18 protein-coding genes are annotated in these 22,854 nt (G+C 65.8%); 13 read left to right on the forward strand and 5 right to left on the reverse strand.

The window, feature by feature from the left end:
* Window positions 1–13 precede the first annotated feature (13 nt).
* The 4 genes from HOP51_RS03600 to HOP51_RS03615 all read left to right on the forward strand — a co-directional run bounded on the left by HOP51_RS03600 (window position 14) and on the right by HOP51_RS03615 (window position 3,108).
* Window positions 14–1,009, forward strand: a complete 996-nt coding sequence (locus tag HOP51_RS03600; protein ID WP_234272571.1) for a TRAP transporter substrate-binding protein — start codon at window positions 14–16, stop codon at window positions 1,007–1,009.
* Window positions 1,010–1,552: a TRAP transporter small permease gene (locus tag HOP51_RS03605; protein ID WP_234272572.1), complete on the forward strand. Its 543-nt coding sequence runs from the start codon at window positions 1,010–1,012 to the stop codon at window positions 1,550–1,552.
* Window positions 1,549–2,808 carry a TRAP transporter large permease gene (locus HOP51_RS03610; RefSeq protein ID WP_234272573.1) on the forward strand — a complete coding sequence of 420 codons (1,260 nt, stop codon included), beginning with the start codon at window positions 1,549–1,551 and terminating at the stop codon, window positions 2,806–2,808. The genes HOP51_RS03605 and HOP51_RS03610 overlap by 4 nt, the downstream gene beginning before the upstream one ends.
* 84 nt (window positions 2,809–2,892) lie before the next feature.
* A complete protein-coding gene (locus tag HOP51_RS03615; protein ID WP_159551913.1) occupies window positions 2,893–3,108 on the forward strand; it encodes a hypothetical protein in 216 nt (71 codons plus the stop codon).
* 6 nt (window positions 3,109–3,114) lie between these two features.
* On the opposite strand, the gene HOP51_RS03620 is transcribed toward HOP51_RS03615, so the two are convergent.
* Window positions 3,115–3,702 (reverse strand): DUF938 domain-containing protein, encoded by a 588-nt coding sequence (locus tag HOP51_RS03620; RefSeq protein WP_234272574.1) that lies wholly within the window; start codon window positions 3,700–3,702, stop codon window positions 3,115–3,117.
* A 103-nt stretch (window positions 3,703–3,805) separates the two neighbouring features.
* A complete protein-coding gene (locus tag HOP51_RS03625) occupies window positions 3,806–3,958 on the reverse strand; it encodes a hypothetical protein (protein WP_159551909.1) in 153 nt (50 codons plus the stop codon).
* Window positions 3,959–4,125: 167 nt separating this feature from the next.
* On the opposite strand from HOP51_RS03625, the gene HOP51_RS03630 reads away from it, so the two are divergent.
* Window positions 4,126–4,377 (forward strand): hypothetical protein, encoded by a 252-nt coding sequence (locus HOP51_RS03630; RefSeq protein ID WP_234272575.1) that lies wholly within the window; start codon window positions 4,126–4,128, stop codon window positions 4,375–4,377.
* A gap of 248 nt (window positions 4,378–4,625) precedes the next feature.
* Complete coding sequence (gene hutC, locus HOP51_RS03635) at window positions 4,626–5,342, forward strand: histidine utilization repressor (RefSeq protein ID WP_234272576.1); 717 nt, start codon at window positions 4,626–4,628, stop codon at window positions 5,340–5,342.
* 53 nt (window positions 5,343–5,395) lie between these two features.
* On the opposite strand, the gene HOP51_RS03640 is transcribed toward hutC, so the two are convergent.
* On the reverse strand, window positions 5,396–6,727 hold the full coding sequence (locus HOP51_RS03640; RefSeq protein ID WP_234272577.1) for a YjiH family protein: 1,332 nt from the start codon (window positions 6,725–6,727) through the stop codon (window positions 5,396–5,398).
* A gap of 299 nt (window positions 6,728–7,026) precedes the next feature.
* On the opposite strand from HOP51_RS03640, the gene hutI reads away from it, so the two are divergent.
* The 5 genes from hutI (at window position 7,027) to HOP51_RS03665 (ending at window position 13,977) form a co-directional block, all read left to right on the forward strand.
* Window positions 7,027–8,259, forward strand: a complete 1,233-nt coding sequence (gene hutI, locus HOP51_RS03645; protein ID WP_234272578.1) for an imidazolonepropionase — start codon at window positions 7,027–7,029, stop codon at window positions 8,257–8,259.
* Window positions 8,240–9,217, forward strand: coding sequence for a formimidoylglutamase (gene hutG, locus HOP51_RS03650; RefSeq protein WP_234272579.1), 978 nt, complete (start codon window positions 8,240–8,242; stop codon window positions 9,215–9,217). Before hutI ends, hutG begins: the two co-directional genes overlap by 20 nt.
* A 40-nt stretch (window positions 9,218–9,257) precedes the next feature.
* A complete protein-coding gene (gene hutU, locus HOP51_RS03655; protein WP_234272580.1) occupies window positions 9,258–10,949 on the forward strand; it encodes a urocanate hydratase in 1,692 nt (563 codons plus the stop codon).
* Between the two features lie 27 nt (window positions 10,950–10,976).
* Window positions 10,977–12,524, forward strand: coding sequence for a histidine ammonia-lyase (hutH, locus tag HOP51_RS03660; protein ID WP_234272582.1), 1,548 nt, complete (start codon window positions 10,977–10,979; stop codon window positions 12,522–12,524).
* Between the two features lie 106 nt (window positions 12,525–12,630).
* Window positions 12,631–13,977: a Na+/H+ antiporter family protein gene (locus HOP51_RS03665; protein WP_234272584.1), complete on the forward strand. Its 1,347-nt coding sequence runs from the start codon at window positions 12,631–12,633 to the stop codon at window positions 13,975–13,977.
* 20 nt (window positions 13,978–13,997) lie between these two features.
* Here HOP51_RS03665 and HOP51_RS03670 read toward each other — a convergent pair whose 3' ends face one another.
* Entirely contained in the window at window positions 13,998–14,459 is a 462-nt protein-coding gene (locus HOP51_RS03670; RefSeq protein WP_234272585.1) for a YchJ family protein, read from the reverse strand.
* A 200-nt stretch (window positions 14,460–14,659) separates the two neighbouring features.
* Here HOP51_RS03670 and HOP51_RS03675 point away from each other — a divergent pair, with 200 nt between their 5' ends.
* Entirely contained in the window at window positions 14,660–17,455 is a 2,796-nt protein-coding gene (locus tag HOP51_RS03675) for a cation-translocating P-type ATPase (RefSeq protein WP_234272586.1), read from the forward strand.
* 52 nt (window positions 17,456–17,507) lie between these two features.
* A complete protein-coding gene (locus HOP51_RS03680) occupies window positions 17,508–20,327 on the forward strand; it encodes a cation-translocating P-type ATPase (RefSeq protein ID WP_234272587.1) in 2,820 nt (939 codons plus the stop codon).
* Here HOP51_RS03680 and hrpB read toward each other — a convergent pair whose 3' ends face one another.
* Window positions 20,328–22,826 (reverse strand): ATP-dependent helicase HrpB, encoded by a 2,499-nt coding sequence (hrpB, locus tag HOP51_RS03685; protein WP_234272588.1) that lies wholly within the window; start codon window positions 22,824–22,826, stop codon window positions 20,328–20,330. It abuts the gene before it with no gap.
* Window positions 22,827–22,854: the final 28 nt, after the last annotated feature.

Genomic DNA, 22,854 nt, shown 5'->3' on the forward strand with positions numbered 1-22,854 from the left:
AAGGAAAATTAAAATGAAAACGTTCGCACGCAGCACGCTGGCACTTGGCATCTCTCTCGCCCTGGTTTCCGCTGCCCAGGCCTCCGATTTCGAGGACATGGATCCCGTCACCCTGCGTCTGGCCCATGTGGTCAACGAGCAAGACGGATTCCACATCGCTGCGGTCAAGTTCCAGGAACTGGTCGCCGAGCGCACCGACGGCACCATTTCCATCGACATCTACCCCAATGCCTCGCTGGGTGACGAACGCACCCTGCTCGAGGGCATGCAGATCGGCACCGTCGACATGGGCGTGATCACCAACGGCCCGGTGGCCAACTTCGTCGAGGAGATGGCGGTGTTCGAACTGCCGTTCCTGTTCCCCTCGCCGGAAGCCGCCTACGAGGTCCTCGACGGCGAGATCGGTCAGGAGCTGCTCGACAAGCTCGCCGACGTCAACCTCAAGGGCCTGGCCTACGCCGAGCGCGGTTTCCGCAACCTGACCAACAGCGAACGCGCGGTACGCAGCCCCAACGACCTCGACGGCCTGCGCATCCGCGTAATGGAAAATCCGGTCTACACCGACACTTTCCGCGAACTCGGCGCCAATGCCATTCCCATGGCCTGGACCGAGGCTCTGACGGCCATGCAGCAGGGCACCATCGACGGCCAGGAAAACCCGGTCAACGTCATCCACTCGTTCAAGCTGCACGAGACCCAGGACCACATGACGCTGTCGCGCCACACCTACGCGCCGGCCATCTTCGTCATGGGCATGCCGGCCTGGAATCAGTTGCCTGAAGCTGCCCAGGAAGTGCTGATCGAAGCCGCTCAGGAGGCCGCCGAGCACGAGCGCCACATGAACGCCGAGATGGAGGCCGCCCAGCTCGACGAGCTGCGCGCTGCTGGTATGGAGATCGTCGAGGATCCCGACCTCGAGGCCTTCCAGGCTGCCGTGGAGGGAGTCTACGAGAAGTATGGCGACCAGTTCGGCGACTACCTCTCCCGCATCCGCGAGGCCCTGCGATAAGTGAACGCTCCGCTGCACGCTCTCACGAGCTTGCTGCAGCGTAGCGAGCGCGCCCTCGACGCCGTCATCCAGCCCATCGTATTTCTGGGCATGGCGGCGTTGATCGGCGTGATCACGCTGCAGATCGTCTCTCGTGTCTTCTTCACGGCGGTGGGCTGGACCGAGGAAGTCGCGCGCTTCCTGCTAATCTGGATCACCTTCCTCGGCGCCACCCTGGCGTTCCAGCGTGGTCGCCATATCGCCGTGACCTTCGTCGTCGATGCCTTGCCTCCGCGCCTCGCGCAACTGGCACGTATCGCCGCGGTACTGGTGGCGCTGGGCTTCATGCTCGCGCTGGTCGTTATAGGCTATCGCTACATGCAGGTGCAGAGCTTCCAGCGCTCCGCTTCACTGCGTCTCTCGATGACCTACGTCTACGCCGTGATCCCCCTCGCCGCCGCCATCATGGCCTGGTACGCCCTGGTCGATATCGTCGAGTTCATCGTCAAGGGGCCCCGGGCAGGCGAGACAGGCAGTGGCACCGCCGAGGAGCCGCCGCCATGACCGCCCTGCTGTTCGTGCTGTTCTTCGCCTTCATGCTGCTGGGCGTGCCGATCGCGCTCGCCATCGGTGCCAGTACGCTGCTCGCCCTCAACGCCCAGGGCGTGCCGCTGATGGTGGTGACCCAGCAGATGTTCCAGGGCATCAACTCCTTCGCCCTGGTGGCCATACCAATGTTCATCCTGGCCGGCGACCTGATGGCCCAGGGCAAGGTCAGTGAGAAGCTGGTCGATTTCGCCGACTCGCTGTTCGGCTTTCTCAAGGGCGGCCTCTCCATCGTTTCGGTCGGTGCCGGCATGTTCTTCGCGGCCATTTCCGGCTCCGGTGCCGCCACTACCGCCGCGGTGGGCTCGAGCCTGGTGCCCGAACTCAAGCGCAAGGGCTACGATCCGGCATCGGCAGCCAGCCTGATCGCCGCCAGCGGCACCATCGGCGTGGTGATACCGCCTTCGGTGCCGATGATCATCTATGCCGTCATCGCCCAGCAGTCGGTATCGAAGCTGTTCCTGAACGGCATCGTTCCGGGCATCCTGATGGGGATCGGGCTGGCCGCCATCGCCATCGTCCAGGCCTATAGGCGCAACTACCCGCGCGGTACCGCGCTGTCACCGGCGACGATCTGGCGCACCTTCAAGGGGGCGAGTTGGGGCCTGATGACACCGGTGATCATCCTCGGTGGCATCTTTTCCGGGGTATTCACACCGAGCGAAGCGGCCGTGGTAGCCGTCAATTACGCCCTGCTCGTCTCGCTGTTCGTCTATCGCGATCTTTCCTTGGCCGATGTCTATCGCATTCTGATCCGCTCGGCGATCACCACTGCGGTGATCATGCTGGTCATCGCCACCTCGGCGGTGCTGAGCTGGACGCTTTCCAGTTGGCAGGTTCCCGGCGCCATCGCCCAGGCGGTGTTGTCGCTCTCGACCAATCCTTATGTCATCATGCTGCTGGTGGTGGCGGTGATCCTGCTGACCGGGATATTCATCGAAACCGCCAGCGCCCTGATCATCCTCACGCCGGTGTTGCTGCCGCTGGTCGGCCAGCTCGGCATCGACCCGATCCACTTCGGCATCATCATCGTGATGGGCCTGGCGATCGGCATGATTACGCCGCCAGTAGCCATCAATCTCTACGTCGCCTCGTCGGTGACCCAGCTACCGCTGGAGCGGATCACTCGCGCCATCCTGCCTTATCTGCTGGGCCTGATCGCGGTTCTGCTGCTGGTGGTCTACGTCCCGATCCTGCTGGGCTGGTCGGGATGAAGCCGCTTCAACCACTTGACGACCTTGCGGTCTGGCCTCAGGCTGGCCGCTGACCACCCATCGAAGGGATTCCACGTGATTACCATGCTGCGCCTCGCATTTCCTCTTGGTCTTGCCCTTGGCCTCGCCCTGCTCGCGGGCTGCACCACCTACACCTACGAAGACGGCAACCGCGAGACCCTATGGGGCGTCCCGGCCGAGGAGGAAACCCGGCGCTATGAGGACGATCGCCAGGCCGAAGGCGTACGCTATCGCGTACCGGGACAGGTCGACGAGACCCGCAGCGAAGCGGAGCAGTGACACCGCTCAGGCATGCAGGCGCAGCACCACGCTGAGGTTGTTGGCCGGCATCTCGATGGCCTGCTCGAGCATGAAGCCATGCGGCTGGGCCTCGGCCACGACGCTCTCGAGATCGCGTACCCCCCAGCGCGGATCGCGCGCCTTGAGATCGGCATCGAAGGCGGCGTTGCTTGCTGCGGTATGGCGACCGTCACGGCGGTACGGTCCGTAGAGATAGAGCACCCCGCCCTCTCGCAGCCGCTGCGCCGATCGCGCCATCAGTGCTTCGGTCACTTCCCACGGCGAGATGTGCACGAGGTTGATCGCCACCACGGCGTCGAAGGGACCGGCCGGCCAGATCCCCCCAACATCCAGCGGCATGGGCGCTTGCAGGTTGGCGAGGCCGGCGTGTTCGCGCCAAGCCGAAATCGAATCGCGCGCCTCGGGATTGGGATCGCTGGGCTGCCACTCCCAGCCTGGTCTTGCAGCGGCAAAGTGCACTCCGTGCTCGCCGCTGCCGCTGGCTACCTCCAGGATCCGGGCCCGTTCGGGCAGGATCATGCTCAAGACATCGAGTATCGGCTGGCGATTGCGAGCCGCGGCTGGGCTCATCATGCGGCGGCTCATGGTCTCGGTCGGCCTCGCTGTTCATGGTCGGTTAGATGGATACGAACAAGGCCCCGGTGACTGCCGGGGCCTGAATTTCACGGATGACGACTCACGGATGGCGGCGACGCTGGTGCTCTGCCGTCGAGCGCGCCTGACGCCCACGAAAGCCGTCGATCATCTGCTTGCCCTTGCGCCTGAGCCTCTCACGATTTTCCGGTTTGCGCAGCCACCATGCTGCCGCGAGTCCTATTAGCTTCTTCATACCTGACCTCCTGTTGTCGGGCGGGCGACTCTTCCTGTATGGACCGCGGCACGGGTCAGGTCAAGCGTAGCGGCCCCCTTCCGACCATGGCTCCGGCCTCGTCGTCATTCGCCAAGCATGGCTTCCTCTGCCATGGTTAAGGTGGTTCAACCACCATGGAGGAAGTCATGACGCGAACGGCACGTGTCGAGCCGATCAAGGAAGAGAGTCGCGAGGCGATTCTGGTAAGCGGTTGGCGGGTGCTCGACGTCACCGATCCCGACCTGCCGCAGGAGATCTCGCGCCACGATACCGAACCGGAGGCCATCGAGGCCGCCCGCCAGTACGAGCACGAGACCTCGCTCGAACCTGGGTCACCACCCGACGACACCCAGGATTACGATGCCTCCGATCCCCAAGGCGGCAAGGATCTACCCTGAAACCTTCACCGAGCTTGAGCCCGGGCTCGGCATGGCCAGTCGTGCTTGCCGGGCCACTCTATATCGCCCGAAGGGCTGGAAAGTTTCTTTCCGCTTAATTAGCGACACTCGGTTTCGAGCGAACATGACGAGCGACCGTCAGGCTAGCTTCAAGGCTATGGACATTTGGCGGCAGGTGCCTTGCGTCCGCCATCCGGTTAGACTGGGTGCCTAGACAATTCGCTTTTGCATGAAGGACTCAGCACAGCATGGGCAGCACGCTCCCGCTCTACCTGCAGATTCAGCAGCACCTGCTAAGGAAGATCAACGACGGTGAGTGGCCGGCGCATCACCAGATCCCCCCCGAAGAGCGCCTGGCTCGCGATTTCGGCGCCAGCCGCATGACCGCCAACAAGGCGATCCGCGATCTGGTGCAGCAGGGCTACCTGACTCGTCAACCGGGGCTCGGTACCTTCGTCACCGACCGCAAGGCCGAATCGTCGCTGGTCGACGTGCACAACATCGCCGAAGAAGTGCGCGGACGCGGCCATCGTTACGGCAACGACGTGCTGCTTGCCGAGGCCATTGCCGCCGACGACGAAGTGGCGCTGCGCCTGGGCGTTCGCCTCGGGACCCGAGTCTTCCATACGCGCATCGTGCATCGTGAGAACGGTGTGCCGATCCAGCTCGAGGAGCGCTTCGTCAATCCGCGCTGGGTACCCGATTATCTGGAGACCGATTTCAGCTGCCACACGCCCAATGAGATCCTGGTGGCGGCCTGCCCCATCACCGATATCGAGCACGTGGTCGAGGCGATACGGGTCGACAGCGTTACCGCAGGGTACCTGGAGATCGATGTCTCGCTCCCCTGCCTGAGCATGATCCGGCGCACCTGGTCGGGAGAGCACCTGATCAGCTACGCCCGACTGATCCATCCGGGCGATCGTTACAAGTTGCGCTCCGCAGTGCACCGCAACAACGCCTGAGCGTTGGAGAATGCCGTGGCCGGGCGGGTGCTCGACCACGGAGCTGAGTCGGATCAGGCGCCGCCCATGGCCTGGACCAGGTAACCTGCCGGCACGGCAAGCATCAGGCTCAACGCCACGCGCAGGCACCAAACCACCACGATGCGCCCTACCGAAAGCGGAATGCTGGTCGCCAGGATGCAGGGAATCGAAGCGGAGAAGAACAGCACCGCCGAGACCGATACTACGCCGGCAGCGAAACGGGCGACGAACTCGGCTTCCGTCATCAGCAATGCGGGCAGGAACATTTCTGCCAGTCCCGCCGCAGATGCCTGAGCCAGCGCCATGCCGTCCTCCAGCCCCCAGATCGCCACGAAGGGGTAGAACAGCAGCCCCAGCCACTCGAACAGCGGGGTGTACTTGGCCACCAGCAGCCCGAGCAATCCCACCGACATAATCGACGGCAGGATACCGATAGCCATCAGCAGCCCTTCCCGCACGTTCAACGCCACGCTGCGATGTAGCCCCGGCGCCCTGTCCGCCACTGCAAGCCCGGTCTTCCACGCGGTGGCCAGTCGCTTGCCGGGTATGGCCTCGGGCTCGCCATCGCTCCTGTCATCGTTCATTTGCGACAACGGCGGCAAGCGAACGGTGACAGCGGTGACCGCGAAGGTGATCGCCAGCGTCAACCAGAAGTAGAGATTCCATACGCTCATCAGCTCCAGGGTACGCGCCACGATGATCATGAACGTCGCCGAGACCGTGGAGAAGCCGGTGGCGATGATGGCCGCCTCCCGTGCCGAGTACTGCCCTGCCTGGTAGACCCGGTTAGTGATCAGCAGGCCGATCGAGTAACTGCCCACGAACGAAGCCACCGCATCGATGGCGCTGCGTCCCGGCGTGCGCCAGATCGGCCGCATGACCGGCTGCAGCAATACACCGACCAGCTCCAACAGCCCGTAGCCGATCAGCAGCGCCAGGAATACCGCACCGATCGGCACGATCAACCCGACTGGTATCACCAGTTTGTCGAACAGGAACGGCAGCATGTCCGGCTCATGCAGCAGTCCCGGCCCCCAGCCGGTCAGCGCCATCACGGCTACCGCCACGCCGGCCAGCTTCAGCACGGTGAAAATACGCTCGGTCAGGTTGCGCTTCCAGGTCCCCTTCCACAATGGATAAGCCGCGCCGGCCACGATCAGCGTCAGCGCATACAGGCCGGCGGCTTCGCCCAGCAGGCCCCGGGCTGCGGTGACCATATGGTCGAGCAAGATGCTCTGGCGCCCGCCGAGAGTGACGGGAACGAAGAAGATCAAGATGCCCAGTGAGCTGGGCACGAACAGCTTGGCTGCCGTGATCCAGGCGCCACCGCGCAAATTGCGGGTGGCCGGTTCCGGTATCGCCATGGTCGTTTCCTCGCGTTGTGATTGTGGTCGTGGGGCTCGTCCTGCCACTTGGCAGCGTCTTGTATATACAATAAGGCTTGACCAAGCACCAAAAGCGATTTGCCGAAGCTTCTCGTACTTTAGTCTAAAACCATATCTTATCCGCTAAACGATAAGTTCATAATACATTGTTTTTAATAAATTAAATGAACCAAGCGGCGAACTGGACACGGTTTGTCTCCGGTGTCTCCCCGAGAACCGCTTGACCTCACGGTTGCGACAATTTAATTGTATATACAATACGCATGACAGGAGCCATCATGACCACGCACCCACCGATCCGCCGACTCTGGCGCGACGTCACTCTGTTCGATGGCATGGATACCCTACCCGAGCCGATGGCGGTCATCGTCGAGGGCGGGCACATCGTGCGCGTCGTACCTTCCGCCCGGCTCGCCGACGACGAAGCCGCAACCTGCACGCTGCAAGGGACTGGAGGAGTGCTGACCCCCGGTCTCGTCGACTGCCATACCCATCTGGTGTTCGGCGGCTCGCGAGCCGATGAGTTCGAGAGCCGCCTGGAGGGTGTCAGCTACGAGGAGATCGCCCGACGCGGCGGCGGGATACTGAGTACGGTGCACGCCACTCGGGCCGCCAGCGAGGAAGCCCTCTTCCACGCAGCGAAACCGCGGCTCGAAGCCTTGATGCGCGAAGGTGTAACGACCGTGGAGATCAAGTCCGGCTACGGCCTGAGTGTCGCCGACGAACTGAAGATGCTGCGCGTGGCACGCCGACTCGGCGAAGAACTGCCGGTGCGGGTGGTCACCACCCTGCTGGGGGCCCATGCCCTACCGCCGGAGTACAAGGACAACAGCGACGGCTACATCGACCTGGTGTGCCGCGAGATGATCCCTGCCGCGGCCGCCGAGGGACTGGCCGATGCCGTTGACGTGTTCTGCGAGAAGATCGCCTTCTCCGTGACCCAGTGCGAGCGCGTCTTCGAGGCCGCCGAAGCTCACGGCCTGCCGATCAAGGCCCATGCCGAGCAGCTCTCGAACCTGGGCGGCAGCGCCATGGCGGCCCGGCATGGCGCGCTTTCCGCCGACCATATCGAATATCTTGACGTGGAAGGCGTCAGCGCCCTGCACGAGGCCGGCAGCGTCGCGGTGCTGCTGCCCGGCGCTTTCCATACCCTGCGTGAGACGCAGTTGCCGCCCATTGCCGCGCTGCGCGAAGCCGGCGTGCCCATGGCCATCGCCACCGACGCCAACCCCGGCAGCTCACCGCTGTTCATGCCGACGCTGATGCTCAACTTCGCCTGCACCCTGTTCCGCCTGACGCCACGCGAGGCCCTGGCCGGCATGACCGCCCACGGCGCCCAGGCGCTGGGCCTGCACACGCAGCAATTGGGGCGCATCGTTCCGGGCGCTCCGGCGGACCTGTGCCAGTGGGATGTCGAATCGCCCGCCGAGCTGGCCTACGCCGTACAGCCCGGTCGACTGCGTCAACGCGTTTATGGAGGGGAACCGACCCATGTCCAAGGACAGCACTGATCTGCACTTGGCCGAGTCGGACATCGATATGTCCGTGTGGGCCGGGCGCGAGGACCCGGAACCCGACAGCCTGCGCTGGCATCAGGTCATCACGCCGGTGAAGCAGAGCAGCCCCCCCGGCGCCGCCCTGCTCGGCTTCGCCTCGGATGCCGGCGTGGCCCGCAACCAGGGCCGCGTGGGTGCCGCCGAAGGCCCGCGGGCACTGCGCAAGGCACTGGCACCGCTGGCCTGGCATCGCAACGCGCCGGTGTTCGATGCCGGCGACGTGAGCTGCCACGGCAACGACGACCTCGAAGCGGCGCAGCAGCGCCTGGCCGAACGGGTCGCCGCCCTGCTATCGGCGTCGCACCTGCCGCTGATTCTCGGCGGCGGCCATGAGGTAGCCTTCGGTAGCTGGTCGGGCCTGGCACGCCACTTCGGGGCGCAGGGCGAGGCTTGCCCGCGGATCGGCATCGTCAACCTCGATGCCCACTTCGATTTACGCGATCCAAGCCACGTGCGCTCCTCCGGCACGCCCTTCGCCCAGATCGCCGCCGAGTGCGACCGTCGAGGCTGGCCGTTCCGCTACGCCTGCCTGGGCGTGAGTCGGGCCAGTAATACCCGCGCCTTGTTCACCCGGGCCAGGGAACTGAACGTGCTGGTACGCGAGGACCACGAGATCGATGCCCTGCGCCTCGATGCCATCGTGCGCGACCTGCAGCGCTTCATGGCCCGCTGCGACCACCTCTATCTCAGCATCGACCTGGACGTGCTGCCGGCCGCCGAGGCACCGGGGGTCAGCGCCCCCGCCGCCCGTGGCGTCCCCCTGGCGCTGATCGAACCGTTGCTCGAGGCCGTACGCGACAGTGGCAAGCTGCGCCTGGCCGACATCGCCGAGCTCAACCCGAGCTTCGATATCGACGGCCACACCGCCAAGGCCGCGGCACGCCTGATCCACCGGCTGACGCTGGATACCTGAACCGACACTAGCGACTTGCTACACCAGAGAGAACACGACGATGAATAGCCATACCACTCCTGCCGATCCCCGCCACGACGCCAGCCGCCGTATCGCCGCGCCCACCGGCTCCGAACTCAGCTGCAAGAGCTGGCTCACCGAAGCTCCGCTGCGCATGTTGATGAACAACCTTCACCCCGACGTGGCCGAGCGCCCCGAAGACCTGGTGGTCTATGGCGGTATCGGGCGCGCCGCCCGCGACTGGCAGTGCTTCGATACCATCGTCGCCACACTCAAGCGCCTGGAGGACAACCAAACCCTGCTGATCCAGTCAGGCAAGCCGGTAGGCGTGTTCGAGACCCACAAGGATGCCCCGCGAGTGTTGCTGGCCAACTCCAACCTGGTGCCGGCCTGGGCCAACTGGGAGCACTTCAACGAGCTCGATCGCAAGGGCCTGATGATGTACGGCCAGATGACCGCCGGCTCGTGGATCTACATCGGCTCCCAGGGCATCGTCCAGGGCACTTACGAAACCTTCGTCGAGGCCGGACGCCAGCACTACGACGGCGACCTCACAGGCCGTTGGATCCTCACCGCCGGGCTCGGCGGCATGGGCGGCGCCCAGCCGCTGGCAGCGAGCCTGGCCGGCGCCTGCTCGCTGAATATCGAATGCCAACAGTCGCGCATCGACTTCCGCCTGCGCACCCGCTACCTGGACGAGCAGGCCGAGGACCTCGACGACGCCCTGGCCCGCCTCGAGCGCTACACCGCCGAGGGCAAGGCGGTCTCCATCGGCCTGTGCGCCAACGCCGCCGACGTGCTGCCGGAACTGGTCAAGCGCGGCGTACGGCCGGACATGGTCACCGACCAGACCAGCGCCCACGACCCGCTGCACGGCTACCTGCCGTCGGGCTGGAGCTGGGACGAGTACGTGGCCCGCGGCAAGAGCGAAGCCGAAGCGGTGGTCAAGGCTGCCAAGCAGTCCATGGCGGTGCACGTGCAGGCCATGCTCGACTTCCAGAAGATGGGCGTGCCCACCTTCGACTACGGCAATAACATTCGCCAGATGGCCAAGGAAGAGGGTGTCGCCAACGCCTTCGACTTCCCCGGCTTCGTACCGGCCTACATCCGTCCGCTGTTCTGCCAGGGCATCGGCCCCTTCCGCTGGGCCGCGCTTTCCGGCGATCCGGAAGACATCTACAAGACCGACCAGAAGGTCAAGGAACTGATCCCCGACGATCCGCACCTGCACCGCTGGCTCGACATGGCCCGCGAGCGCATCAGCTTCCAGGGTCTGCCGGCACGCATCTGCTGGGTCGGCCTCAAGGATCGCGCCCGCCTCGGCCAGGCCTTCAACGAGATGGTCAAAAACGGCGAGCTCAAGGCCCCCGTGGTCATCGGTCGCGACCATCTGGACTCCGGTTCGGTAGCCAGCCCCAACCGTGAGACCGAAGCCATGATGGACGGCTCCGACGCCGTTTCCGACTGGCCGCTGCTCAACGCCCTGCTCAACACCGCCGGCGGCGCCACATGGGTCTCGCTGCACCACGGCGGCGGCGTGGGCATGGGCTTCTCCCAGCACGCCGGGGTGGTGATCGTCGCCGACGGCAGCGACGACGCTCACGCCCGCCTTGGCCGGGTACTGCGCAACGACCCGGGCACCGGGGTGATGCGCCACGCCGATGCCGGGTACGATATCGCCAAGACCTGCGCCCGTGAGAACGCTCTCGACCTGCCGATGCTCGATAAGTAAGAGCGGCCCGATAAAGGAACCACAGTGATGACCCACCTAGAGATCCAACCCGGCAAGATGACTCTGGCTCAGGCGCGTCAGGTTTTCGAGGCGCCGTTGCGCGTGACGCTGCCCGAAAGCGCCAACGCCGACATTCAGCGCGCCGTCGATTGCGTCAATCACGTAGTAGCCGAGGACCGCACGGTCTACGGCATCAATACCGGCTTCGGCCTGCTGGCCCAGACCCGCATCGACCATGACCATCTGGAGGATCTCCAGCGCTCGCTGGTGCTGTCTCACGCCACCGGCGTCGGCGAGCCCATGGAAGACGCGTTGGTACGGCTGATCATGGTACTCAAGGTCAACAGCCTGGCCCGCGGCTTCTCCGGCATCCGCCGCGAGGTGCTCGACGCCCTGCTCGCCCTGGTCAATGCCGAGGTTTACCCGCACATTCCGCTGAAGGGCTCCGTCGGCGCCTCCGGCGATCTGGCGCCGCTGGCCCATATGAGCGTGGTGCTGCTCGGCGAAGGCAAGGCACGTCATCGCGGCGAATGGATCCCAGCTCGTCGGGCTCTCGAGATCGCCGGGCTCGAGCCGCTCAGGCTTGCCCCCAAGGAGGGCCTGGCGCTGCTCAACGGCACCCAGGCCTCCACTGCCTACGCCCTGAAAGGGCTGTTCGAAGCCGAAGACCTGTACGCCGCCGCCACGGTGTGCGGCGCGCTGACGGTGGAAGCCACGCTCAGCTCCCGCTCGCCCTTCGATGCCCGCATCCACGACGCCCGTGGGCAGCGCGGCCAGATCGACGCCGCCACGGCCTATCGCTACCTGCTGGGCGAGCGCAGCGAGATCAGCGACTCCCACGCCCACTGCGACAAGGTGCAAGACCCCTACTCACTGCGCTGCCAGCCCCAGGTGATGGGCGCGGTGCTGACCCAGATCCGCCAGGCCGCCGAGGTGCTGGCCGTGGAGGTCAATGCGGTATCGGACAATCCGCTGGTGTTCAGCAACGAAGGCGACATCCTCTCCGGCGGCAACTTCCACGCCGAGCCGGTGGCCATGGCCGCCGACAATCTGGCCCTGGCACTGGCCGAGATCGGCTCGCTCACCGAGCGCCGCGTCTCGCTGATGATGGACAAGCACATGTCGCAGCTGCCGCCGTTCCTGGTGGAGAACGGCGGGGTCAACTCCGGCTTCATGATCGCCCAGGTCACCGCCGCGGCACTGGCCAGCGAGAACAAGGCCCTGGCCCACCCCCACAGCGTCGACAGCCTGCCTACCTCGGCCAACCAGGAGGATCATGTCTCCATGGCGCCGGCCGCCGGCAAGCGGCTATGGGAGATGGCCGACAATGTCAGGAGCATTCTCGCCATCGAATGGCTGGCGGCCTGCCAAGGGCTCGATTTTCGACTCGCCTCGAATCAGCAGCGCATGAAGAGCACGCCGCACCTGGAGCAGGCCAGGCAGGCGCTGCGCAACGAGGTCTCGTACTACGACCGCGACCGCTTCTTTGCCCCCGACATCGAGCGGGCCACCCAACTGCTTGCCTCTCGGACGCTCAACGAGCTGGTGCCGGAGGACCTGCTGCCGAGCCACTGACCCGGCGGCCCGGCTGAGGTAAGATATGCTGCCCCGGCGCTTCGGCCCGGGGCTTCACTCTGCCTGACCTCATCTCGACATTCGTTCATTCAGCCAAGAGCCGCACATGAATGCCATCGTTCTGGCCATCCTGGTCATGGTCACCCTGAGTCTTGCCCGCATTTCCGTCGTCTTCGCCCTGATCGCCGCAAGCCTGGTGGGCGGGCTGGTAGCGGGCATGCCGCTGACCGCCATCATGGATGCCTTCAATCAGGGGCTGGGCAACGGTGCTACCGTCGCCCTCTCATACGCCGTGCTGGGCGCCTTCGCCGTAGCCCTGTCCCGTTCCGGTATCACCGAACTGCTCGCCAATCGGGCCATTCGCGGGCTGCACCTGGACGACCAACCGTCAAGCCGGCGCTGGGTCGCCTTCACCCTGCTCGGCGCCCTGTTGGCCACCGCGGTCAGTTCGCAGAACCTGATTCCGGTGCATATCGCCTTCATCCCGGTACTGGTACCGCCGCTGCTCAAGCTGATGAATCATCTGCGCCTGGATCGTCGCGTGGCAGCCTGCGTGATCACCTTCGGTATCACCGCGCCCTACATGCTGCTGCCGGTAGGCTTCGGCTCGATCTTCCTCAACGACATCCTGCTCGCCAACCTCAACGACAGGGGTGCCGCATTTGGCCTCGACGTCACCCGTGGCATGGTGCCCATAGCCATGCTGATGCCCATCGGCGGCATGGCACTGGGACTGGCCGTCGCCGTGCTGTTCAGCTACCGCCGGCCGCGCCGCTACGAGGATCGCGACCTGGCCCACGGCGACGAGACCCCGACCGAGGCCGCGCGCCACCTGGCGCCCTGGCAGATGGCGGTGCTCGGCGCCTCGCTGGTGGGCACCGTGGCGATCCAACTGCTCTCGGGTTCCATGGTGCTGGGCGGGTTGTTCGGTTTCGCCCTGCTCTCGGTGAGTGGCGTGTTCCGCTGGCACGAGCAGGACGACATCTTCACCGAAGGCATGCGCATGATGGCCCTGGTGGGTTTCATCATGATCAGTGCCGCAGGTTTTGCCGGGGTGATGCAGGCCACCGGGGAGGTGCCCGCACTAGTGGAGAGTTCGGCGGAGCTGATCGGTGACAACAAGGGCCTGGCCGCCTTGATCATGCTGCTGGTCGGCCTGTTCATCACCATGGGCATCGGCTCGTCGTTCTCCACGGTGCCGATCATCGCTTCGCTCTACGTGCCGCTGGCGCTGAGCTTCGGCTTCTCGCCCATGGCCACCATCGCCCTGGTGGGCACCGCCGCCGCCTTGGGCGACGCCGGCTCTCCCGCCTCGGACTCGACCCTCGGCCCCACCGCCGGGCTCAACGCCGACGGCCAGCACGACCATATCTGGGACACCGTGGTGCCCACCTTCCTGCACTACAACGTGCCGTTGATCGGTTTCGGCTGGCTGGCCGCCATGGTGCTTTGATAGGGCTTACCTGGCAGCGCTCAAGCCGGGCCGCAGCAGCCCTTGAACTTGCGCCCGCTGCCGCAGGGGCAAGGGTCGTTGCGGCCGGGCTTGAGGCGGGTGACGCTGGGGGTGCCGTCCAGGTAGTACCAGCGCCCCGCCTCATGCACGAAGCGCGAATTCTCCTCCAGCACGCCCCAGCGCCGGCCCTCGCGGAAGGTCGCACGAAAGTGCACGCGGCCCCGATCTCCATCCTGCCCATGATCCAGCACCTCCAATCGCACCCAGCGTGTCGACGCATCGAGGTCCAGCGCGGTCGGGCGCGTGCTCGGGTGCCAGGTGTCTTGCAAGTACTCTTGCAGGCACAGGGCGAAAGCGCTGTAGCGGGAGCGCATCAGCGCTTCCGGAGTGGACGCCGGCTCACCGGCATGAAAACGGCCGCAGCAGGCGGCCAACGGCAATAGGCTACCGCAAGGGCAGCTCGTCTCTCGCAGCGATGTCATTGGCTCTCTCGTACCGGACGAGCCACCATCATAACGCAAGCCCTCGCCACCTCGCTGTCACCGCGATGCCGCCCCTACGTCGCACATCGCCCCAATCCCACGCGGGCTTGGACCACGTTCCTTGCCCTGGATCACTGCATCGCAGCATGGGGGTGTGATATATCTGGCGCTGCCCTCTTCACGTTCTCGGAGGTAAGGGAATGCCTGAACGTCAAATCGCTCCCCGCACCGCCTGGCATGCGCTCAGCGAAGATGAAGCCCTCCAGCGACTCGAGTGCGACCGCAATGGCATCGACGACGAACAGGCGGCATCACGCCTGGCGCGTTACGGCCCCAACCGGCTGAGGCAGGCCAAAGGGCGTCCCTGGTGGCAGCGCCTGCTGGAACAGTTCAACAACATCCTGATGATCATTCTGCTGCTGGCAGCGGTAGCCAGCCTTGGCCTCGGCCATACGTTGGACGCCCTGGCCATCGTCGGGGTAGTCATCATCATCGCCCTGATCGGCTTCATCCAGGAGGGCAAGGCCGAACAGGCACTGGAAGGCATCCGCAACCTGCTCTCGCCGCAGGCGGCTGTGCTGCGCAACGGCCGGCGCCAGACCATCGACGCCGAGGCGCTGGTTCCCGGCGACATCGTCATGCTGGAGAGCGGCGATCGCGTGCCCGCCGACCTGCGCCTGCTAGAGGCCAAGCGCCTGCGTACCGAAGAGGCAGCGCTGACCGGCGAATCCTCACCGGTCGACAAGCAGACCGACGCAATCGGCGAAGCAGCCGACCTTGGCGACCGCAGCAGCATGGCCTACGCCAGCACCATCGTGGTACAGGGCACCGCCTTGGGCCTGGTGGTGGAGACCGGCCCCCACACCGAGATCGGGCGCATCTCCGAGATGCTGCGCGGCGTGGAGAAGCTCAAGACACCGCTGCTGCAACAGCTCGACCGCGCCGGCCGCGTGCTGGCGGCATTCATTCTGGGCGCCGCGCTCCTCACAGCGGCCATCGGCGTCATCGTCCACGGTCAGCCCGTCAGCGCCATGTTCATGGCCGCGGTAGGGCTGGCGGTGGCCGCCATTCCGGAAGGTCTGCCCGCCATCGTCACCATCAGCCTGGCTCTCGGTGTCCAGGTCATGGCCCGGCGCAATACCATCATCCGCCGCCTGCCAGCGGTAGAGACACTGGGCTCGATCTCGACCATCTTCTCCGACAAGACCGGCACCCTCACGCGCAACGAGATGACGGCCCAGGCGATCTGGCTACCCGAGGGTGAGTTCCGCCTTACGGGGGTCGGTTTCGCTCCCGAGGGCACCTTTCACCTTGCTCCGGAAGATGCCGAAAGCAACGAGGACGGAGAGCAGGTCGCATTGGACAACCATCCGGCGCTGGCTCACTTCCTCGCCGTCGGCGTGCTGTGCAACGACGCCGAGCTGGCCGAGGAGAACGGTCGCTGGACCATTCATGGCGACCCCACCGAGGGAGCGCTGGTGGTGGCCGCCGCCAAGGGCGGTGTCGACTGCCGCGAGCTTCGTCGCGCCCATCCGCGCCGGGACGCCATCCCCTTCGAGTCCGAGCGCAAGTACATGGCCACGCTCAACGAGCTGGAAGGCAAGCGCCTGTTGGTCAAGGGGGCGCCGGACCGGCTGCTGGAGATGTGCCACAAGGTACGCACGGCGGACGGCGACGGCGAACTGGATCACGCGGCCTGGGAAGAGCGCATTCATGCGCTCTCTTCCCGCGGGCTGCGCGTGCTGGCGCTAGCGGAGAAGGTAGCCGATCACATCGACGACGAACTGAACGATAGCCACGCCGAAGAGAGCCTGGTGCTACTGGGCCTGGTAGGCCTGCTCGACCCGCCGCGTGAGGCCGCCATCGAGGCGGTGAAGCGCTGTCTCCAGGCCGGCATTCGCCCGGTGATGGTCACTGGCGATCATGCTGTGACCGCCCGCGCCATTGCCGAGCAGCTCGGCTTTTCCCATACCGACCGGGCGCTGACCGGCCGCGACGTGGAAGCCATGTCCGACGAGGAACTCGAGCGCTGCATCGTCGAGGTCGACGTATTCGCCCGGGCCGCACCGGAACACAAGTTGCGCCTGGTGAAGGCCATGCAGGCCAGGGGCGGCATCTGCGCGATGACCGGCGACGGGGTCAACGACGGGCCGGCGCTCAAACGCGCCGATGTCGGCGTGGCCATGGGCATCCAGGGCACCGAAGCCGCCAAGGAAGCCGCCGAGATGGTGCTGGCCGACGATAACTTCGCCACCATCGTCGGAGCCATCGAAGAGGGGCGCAAGGTCTACGACAACATTCGCAAGACGGTGACCTTCCTGCTGCCGACTAACGGCGGCCAGGGCCTTGCCATCATGCTGGCCGTGCTGGCCGGCATCTTGCTGCCGATAACCCCGCTACAGGCGCTATGGGTCAACATGGTGGTGGCGGTGACCCTGGGCCTGGCGCTGGCCTTCGAGGAGGGCGAGACAGACCTCATGCTACGCCAGCCCCGCGACCCTTCCGCCGCCCTGCTCGACCTGTTCCTGCTATGGCGGGTCGTATTCGTCTCGGTCCTGCTGCTGGCCGGGGTGTTCGGCATGTTCAGCTGGATCCTGCTGGCACAGGGCGGCAGCGAGGAGCTCGCCCGCGCCGGCGCCGTCAACATGCTGGTCATGAGCAGTGCCGCCTACCTCATCAACAGCCGTTTCCTGCTCAACAGCGCGCTCTCCCTGCAAGGAATCCTTGGCAGCCGTCCGGTGTGGCTCGCCATCGGCCTGGTGGTCCTGCTGCAACTGGGCTGGACTTATCTTCCCTTCATGCAGGTGGTGTTCGGCAGTGCGGGCCTCGGCATGCAGCACTGGCTGGCCATCGTAGCGGGCAGCATCGCCTTGTTCCTGATCGTGGAGTTCGAAAAATGGGTGCTACGGCGGCGCCGCAACGAGGCCACCCGCCACCGGGGCACGGCGTCTCGCAGCAACGACAGTCAGGCCAGGAGACCTGCGCCCGAGCGCTAGCTGTGCTACCCCTATAGGCACCGGAAGGAACCCGAGCCTCAGGAGATCAAGGATGACTGCACGTGACGAGGAAGAACGGACTCCCTGGCATGCCATGTCGGGACAGGAGGCACTGGAGCGCCTCGATGCCAGCCAGGACGGCCTTGGCGCCGACGATGCGCGAGAGCGGCTAGAACGGTACGGCCCCAACCGGCTCCAGCAGGATGAGGGAACGCCGTGGTGGCGCCGGCTGCTGGGTCAGTTCAACAACGTGCTGATGCTGATCCTGATCGTAGCGGCGGTCGCCAGCCTGTTTCTCGGCAAGTTTCTCGACGCCTCGGCGATTCTGGGCGTGGTGATCATCATCGCCCTGATCGGCTTCATCCAGGAGGGCAAGGCCGAGAAGGCGCTGGACAGCATTCGCGACATGCTCTCGCCCAAGGCCAAGGCGCTGCGAGATGGTCATCAGAGCGAGATCGATGCCGAAGAGCTGGTTCCCGGCGATATCGTAAGGGTCGAAGGCGGCGACCGTGTCCCCGCCGACATCCGCCTGCTCGATAGCAATCGCCTCGAGGCCGAGGAAGCCGCCCTGACCGGCGAATCCACCCCGGTAGACAAGTCCGATGAGGCCGTCGACGAAGAGGCCGATCTCGCCGAGCGGAGTTCGATGCTGTTCGCCGGCACCATCGTGGCCAAGGGCACCGCCACGGGGGTCGTGGTGCAGACCGGTTCGCATACCGAGATCGGGCGCATTTCGGAAATGCTGCGCGGTGTCGAGCAGCTCCAGACACCATTGGTACAACAGCTCGACCGGGCGGGACGCATCCTCGCCTTCTGTATCGTTGGCGCCGCGTTTCTGACCGGCGCCTTCGGCGTACTGATGCATGACCAGCCCTGGGCCGACATGTTCATGGCCGGCGTCGGGCTTGCCGTGGCGGCCATTCCCGAAGGGCTGCCAGCCATCGTCACCATCTCACTGGCCTTGGGCGTGCAGTCGATGGCCAACAAGAACGCCATCGTGCGCCGTCTGCCCGCGGTGGAAACGCTGGGTTCGATCTCGACCATCTTCTCCGACAAGACCGGCACCCTCACCCGCAACGAAATGACGGCCCAGGCCATCTGGCTGCCCGAGGGTGAATTTCGTCTCTCCGGCATCGGCTTCGCCCCGGAGGGCAAGTTCCATCTTGCCCCGCGAAACGGCACGTCGGGCGAGCACGACGAGCAGGAGCGGCACGGTAAAGAGGAACGGCATGGCGAAGAGGAGGACTACGGCGAGGAAATCTCACCGGAGGACTACCCCGCCCTCACCCATTTCCTTCAAGTGGGCGCGCTGTGCAACGACGCCGAGCCATGCCACGAAGACGAGGCGTGGTCGATAGCAGGCGACCCTACCGAAGGCGCGCTGGTCGTCGCTGCCGCCAAGGCGGGGTTCGACACTCACGACCTCAATGACGAGCACCCTCGCGAGGACGAGATTCCCTTCGATTCCGAGCGCAAGTACATGGCCACCCTCAACGACCTGGAGGGCAAGCGCCTGCTGCTCAAGGGCGCGCCGGATCGCCTGCTCGACATGTGCGAAAAGGAGCGCGGCACGGATGGCGACACCGAACTCGACCGCGACGCCTGGGAAGAGCGAATACACGAGCTCTCGTCACGCGGTCTGCGCGTGCTGGCCCTGGCCGAAAAGGAAGCCGGAGACGTCTCGGGTGAACTCGAGGACGACGATGTCGAACACGGCTTGACCCTGCTCGGCCTGGTGGGTCTGCTCGATCCCCCACGGGAAGCCGCCATCGAAGCGGTCGCCAACTGCCAGAAGGCCGGGATCCGCCCCGTGATGGTGACGGGAGATCACGCCGTCACGGCCACCGCCATCGCCGATCAGCTGGGCTTTGCACGGACGGAGCGCGCCCTGAGCGGCCATGAGATCGAGGCCATGGGCGATGAGGAGCTGGAGCGGGAGATCACCGAGGTCGACGTCTATGCCCGCGCCGCCCCCGAGCACAAGCTGCGCCTGGTGCAGGCCATGCAGGCGCGCGGCGGCATCTGCGCGATGACCGGCGACGGAGTCAACGACGGGCCGGCGCTCAAACGCGCCGATGTCGGCGTGGCCATGGGTGTCCAGGGTACCGAGGCGGCCAAGGAAGCCGCCGAGATGGTGCTCACCGACGACAATTTCGCCACGATCGTGGCTGCGGTGGGCGAAGGTCGCAAGGTCTACGATAATATCCGCAAGACCACCACCTTCATTTTGCCGACCAACGGTGCCGAGAGCCTGGCCATTCTTCTTGCCATTCTCGCCGGCATCACCCTGCCGATCACCGGCCTTCAGGTGCTGTGGGTCAACATGATCACGGCCGTCACCCTGGGTATCGCCCTGGTATTCGAGCATGCCGAGGACAACGTGATGGAGCGCAAGCCCCGCGATCCTCATGCGCCATTGCTCGACTTGTTCATGCTGTGGCGGGTCATCTTCGTCTCGATACTGCTGGTCGTGTGCGTGTTCGCCATCTTCAGTTGGATCCTGTACGGCCAGGGCGGCAGCGCCGAACAAGCCCGCAGTGGAGCGGTGAACATGCTGGTGGCCGGGGAGATCGCCTATCTCATCAACAGCCGCTACCTGCTCAACAATACACTCTCACTGTCAGGCCTGTTCGGCAGCCGCCCGGTGCTGCTGGCGATCGCGCTGGTCGTCGTGGTGCAGCTGGGCTGGACCTACCTGCCCTTCATGCAATTGGTGTTCGGCATCGAGGGCCTCACGTTGAGCCATTGGGGGGCGATCCTCGTCGCCAGTATCGCCGTCTACCTGATCGTGGAGGCCGAGAAGTGGGTGCTGCGTCGACGTCAGACACACACGGAAAGCGATCGCGTCGCGACCGCTCCTGCCGCCAATTGATCAGGAGCGTCGCTTGGTGCGGGCGGTAGCCTCGGCGGTGGTGGGATCCTCCGGCCAGGGGTGCTTGGGGTAACGGCCGCGCATCTCGCGGCGTACCTCGGGGTAGCCGTTGGCCCAGAAGCTGGCGAGATCCGCCGTAACCTGCAGCGGACGCCGTGCTGGCGAGAGCAGGTGCAGCAGCACCGCCACCCGCCCCTCGGCGATTCGCGGCGACTCCTGCCAGCCGAAGGTCTCCTGCAGCTTCACCGCCAGCACCGGCGCCCGCCCCTCCAGGCACGGCGTGTAGTCGAGGCGTATCTGCGAGCCGCTGGGCACTTCGAGGCGCTCCGGCGCCAGCACATCGAGGCGGCTGCGTAGCGACCAGTCAAGGCTATCCAACAGCAAGCGGCCCAGCGGCAGCCGTGTCACCGTGTCGAGGCTTCTGGCACCGTCTAGGTGCGGCCCCAGCCAGGCGTCGAGATCATCGAGCAGCGCCGGCAGCGACCAGTTGGGCCAATTCTGCTCATCATCACAACGAGAGCCCAGCTCCTGGCGCAATAGCGCCACCCTGCCACGCAGCTGCTCGGCGCTGTGGTCGAAGGGCAGCTCGCCGCGCCGGCGCAGCGCATCGAGCAGCGCTTGACGCACTGCCTCCGGCGGCAGCGACGAAAGCGGCTTGCGCTCGAGCACTACCGCTCCCAGGCCGCGAACCTGCTCGCCGATCAGGCGCCCCTGCTCCTCCGACCACTCCAGGCTCGCCCGCCATTCTCGCGTTTCGGGAAACAGCGCCTCGAGCCGCGGTCGCTCGATAGCCACGCCACGAAAGATTCGCGCGCCGCTGGCCTGGCCGTCGAGATCGGCGGCCACCAGCAGCTCGGCATGGGCCAGCGGATGCCGCTCTGGCAGGGTCGCCAAGCCACCGGACGCCAGGCGGAAGCGACCCGGCCCGGTGTCGTGATGGATACGCTGCGCCACCCGGTCCGGATAGGCCAGCGCCAGCAGCTCCCCCAGCGGGGCCAAACTCGAGACCTCCAGGCGCACACCGCCAATGCGGGCCAGGCGCTGGGCCTCACGCTGCCATTGACGGTGAGCAGCGGGCTGCGCCAGACGAGCCTGAAGCGTGCGCTCCAGGTCCTGTTCGCCGTCGAGATCGCGCCCTTCAAGCGCCGCCACCAGGGCACAGGACAGCGGCACGGCGTCGAGTTCGCCGGCACGCGCCAGCATCGCTGCCAGGCGCGGATGGGTGGGCCAACGCACGCAGGCACGGCCCAGCTCGGTGAGCAGGAAGCCTTCGTCCATCAGGCCGAGCCGCTGCAGCAGACGCCGCCCCGCGGCCAGCGCCCCGGCGGGCGGCGGCGTGATCCAGGCCAGCCCGGCCGGATCGACGATGCCCCAGCGGGCCAGCTCGAAGGCCAGCGGGGCGAGATCGGCCTGCAGCATTTCCGGCTCGCCGTGAGCCGGCAGCGGCTGCTCCTCGGCCCACAGTCGCAGGCAAAGCCCCGGTCCCTGACGCCCGGCCCGGCCGCGACGCTGATCGGCGCTGGCGCGATTGACACGGCGAGTCTCCAGCCGGCTGAGCCCGCTGCGCGGCTGGAACACCGGTACCCGCTCCTGGCCGGCATCGACGACGATGCGTACGCCATCCACCGTGACGCTGGATTCGGCGATAGCGGTGGAGAGCACCACGCGCCGCTGGCCGTCAGGCTCGGGCTTCAAGGCGCGGCGCTGCTCTTCGAGGGGCAACCGCCCGTGCAGTTCGCGCACCGCCAGTTCGGGCTGGCGGCTCGCCAGCTCATGCGCCAGGCGGCGGATCTCGGCCACGCCGGGCAGGAACACCAGAGCATCGCCTTCGCTCAGGGCAAGGGCTTCCCCTATCGCCTTGGCCTGTTGGCCTGCGGCGTCGTCCCTGGAATTGATATGAGTGCTGAGTGGACGATAGCGGGTCTCCACCGGGAAGCTGCGCCCCTGGCTCTTGAGCAGCGGCGTGGCTTCGCCGAGCACACCAAGCAAAGCCTCGACGTCAAGGGTGGCCGACATCACCAGCAGACGCAGGTCGTCACGCACCGACTGGGCATCAAGCGCCAGGGCCAGCCCCAGGTCGGCCTCCAGGCTGCGCTCGTGAAACTCGTCGAAGACGATGCCGCTCACCCCTTCGAGCAACGGATCGTCCTGCAGCATGCGCGTCAGCACCCCTTGGGTGACCACCTCGAGCCGCGTGTTGGACCCCACCCGGCTCTCGCCGCGCATGCGGTAGCCAACGGTCTCGCCTATTCCTTCGCCCAGGCTTTCCGCCATGAAGCCGGCGGCCAAGCGAGCGGCCACCCGACGCGGCTCCAGCAGCAGCAGGCGGCCTTTGCCACACTCACCCAAACACCAGGCCTCGTTCAGCAACGCCAACGGCACCCGAGTGGTCTTGCCCGCCCCGGGTTCGGCGACGAGCAGCACTCGGGAGTGCGCGGCCAACGCCTGGCGGATCGCCGGCAGTTGGGCATCGATAGGCAGTTCGCCGGCTAGCGTCATCGAATTGTCATCTCGCCTCATATACGAT

This window comes from Billgrantia zhangzhouensis (genome assembly GCF_021404465.1).
In the GTDB taxonomy this organism is placed as follows: domain Bacteria; phylum Pseudomonadota; class Gammaproteobacteria; order Pseudomonadales; family Halomonadaceae; genus Halomonas; species Halomonas zhangzhouensis.

What these genes read in the sequence shown, in the direction of transcription:
- HOP51_RS03680 (WP_234272587.1), top strand. Translation starts at nt 17,508, where the DNA reads ATGACTGCACGTGACGAGGAAGAACGGACTCCCTGGCATGCCATGTCG.
- hutU (WP_234272580.1), top strand. Translation starts at nt 9,258, where the DNA reads ATGAATAGCCATACCACTCCTGCCGATCCCCGCCACGACGCCAGCCGC.
- hrpB (WP_234272588.1), bottom strand. Translation starts at nt 22,826, where the DNA reads ATGACGCTAGCCGGCGAACTGCCTATCGATGCCCAACTGCCGGCGATC.
- HOP51_RS03600 (WP_234272571.1), top strand. Translation starts at nt 14, where the DNA reads ATGAAAACGTTCGCACGCAGCACGCTGGCACTTGGCATCTCTCTCGCC.
- hutC (WP_234272576.1), top strand. Translation starts at nt 4,626, where the DNA reads ATGGGCAGCACGCTCCCGCTCTACCTGCAGATTCAGCAGCACCTGCTA.
- HOP51_RS03640 (WP_234272577.1), bottom strand. Translation starts at nt 6,727, where the DNA reads ATGGCGATACCGGAACCGGCCACCCGCAATTTGCGCGGTGGCGCCTGG.
- hutG (WP_234272579.1), top strand. Translation starts at nt 8,240, where the DNA reads ATGTCCAAGGACAGCACTGATCTGCACTTGGCCGAGTCGGACATCGAT.
- HOP51_RS03620 (WP_234272574.1), bottom strand. Translation starts at nt 3,702, where the DNA reads ATGATGAGCCCAGCCGCGGCTCGCAATCGCCAGCCGATACTCGATGTC.
- HOP51_RS03675 (WP_234272586.1), top strand. Translation starts at nt 14,660, where the DNA reads ATGCCTGAACGTCAAATCGCTCCCCGCACCGCCTGGCATGCGCTCAGC.
- HOP51_RS03670 (WP_234272585.1), bottom strand. Translation starts at nt 14,459, where the DNA reads ATGACATCGCTGCGAGAGACGAGCTGCCCTTGCGGTAGCCTATTGCCG.
- HOP51_RS03625 (WP_159551909.1), bottom strand. Translation starts at nt 3,958, where the DNA reads ATGAAGAAGCTAATAGGACTCGCGGCAGCATGGTGGCTGCGCAAACCG.
- HOP51_RS03665 (WP_234272584.1), top strand. Translation starts at nt 12,631, where the DNA reads ATGAATGCCATCGTTCTGGCCATCCTGGTCATGGTCACCCTGAGTCTT.
- hutI (WP_234272578.1), top strand. Translation starts at nt 7,027, where the DNA reads ATGACCACGCACCCACCGATCCGCCGACTCTGGCGCGACGTCACTCTG.
- HOP51_RS03615 (WP_159551913.1), top strand. Translation starts at nt 2,893, where the DNA reads ATGCTGCGCCTCGCATTTCCTCTTGGTCTTGCCCTTGGCCTCGCCCTG.
- HOP51_RS03610 (WP_234272573.1), top strand. Translation starts at nt 1,549, where the DNA reads ATGACCGCCCTGCTGTTCGTGCTGTTCTTCGCCTTCATGCTGCTGGGC.
- HOP51_RS03630 (WP_234272575.1), top strand. Translation starts at nt 4,126, where the DNA reads ATGACGCGAACGGCACGTGTCGAGCCGATCAAGGAAGAGAGTCGCGAG.
- hutH (WP_234272582.1), top strand. Translation starts at nt 10,977, where the DNA reads ATGACCCACCTAGAGATCCAACCCGGCAAGATGACTCTGGCTCAGGCG.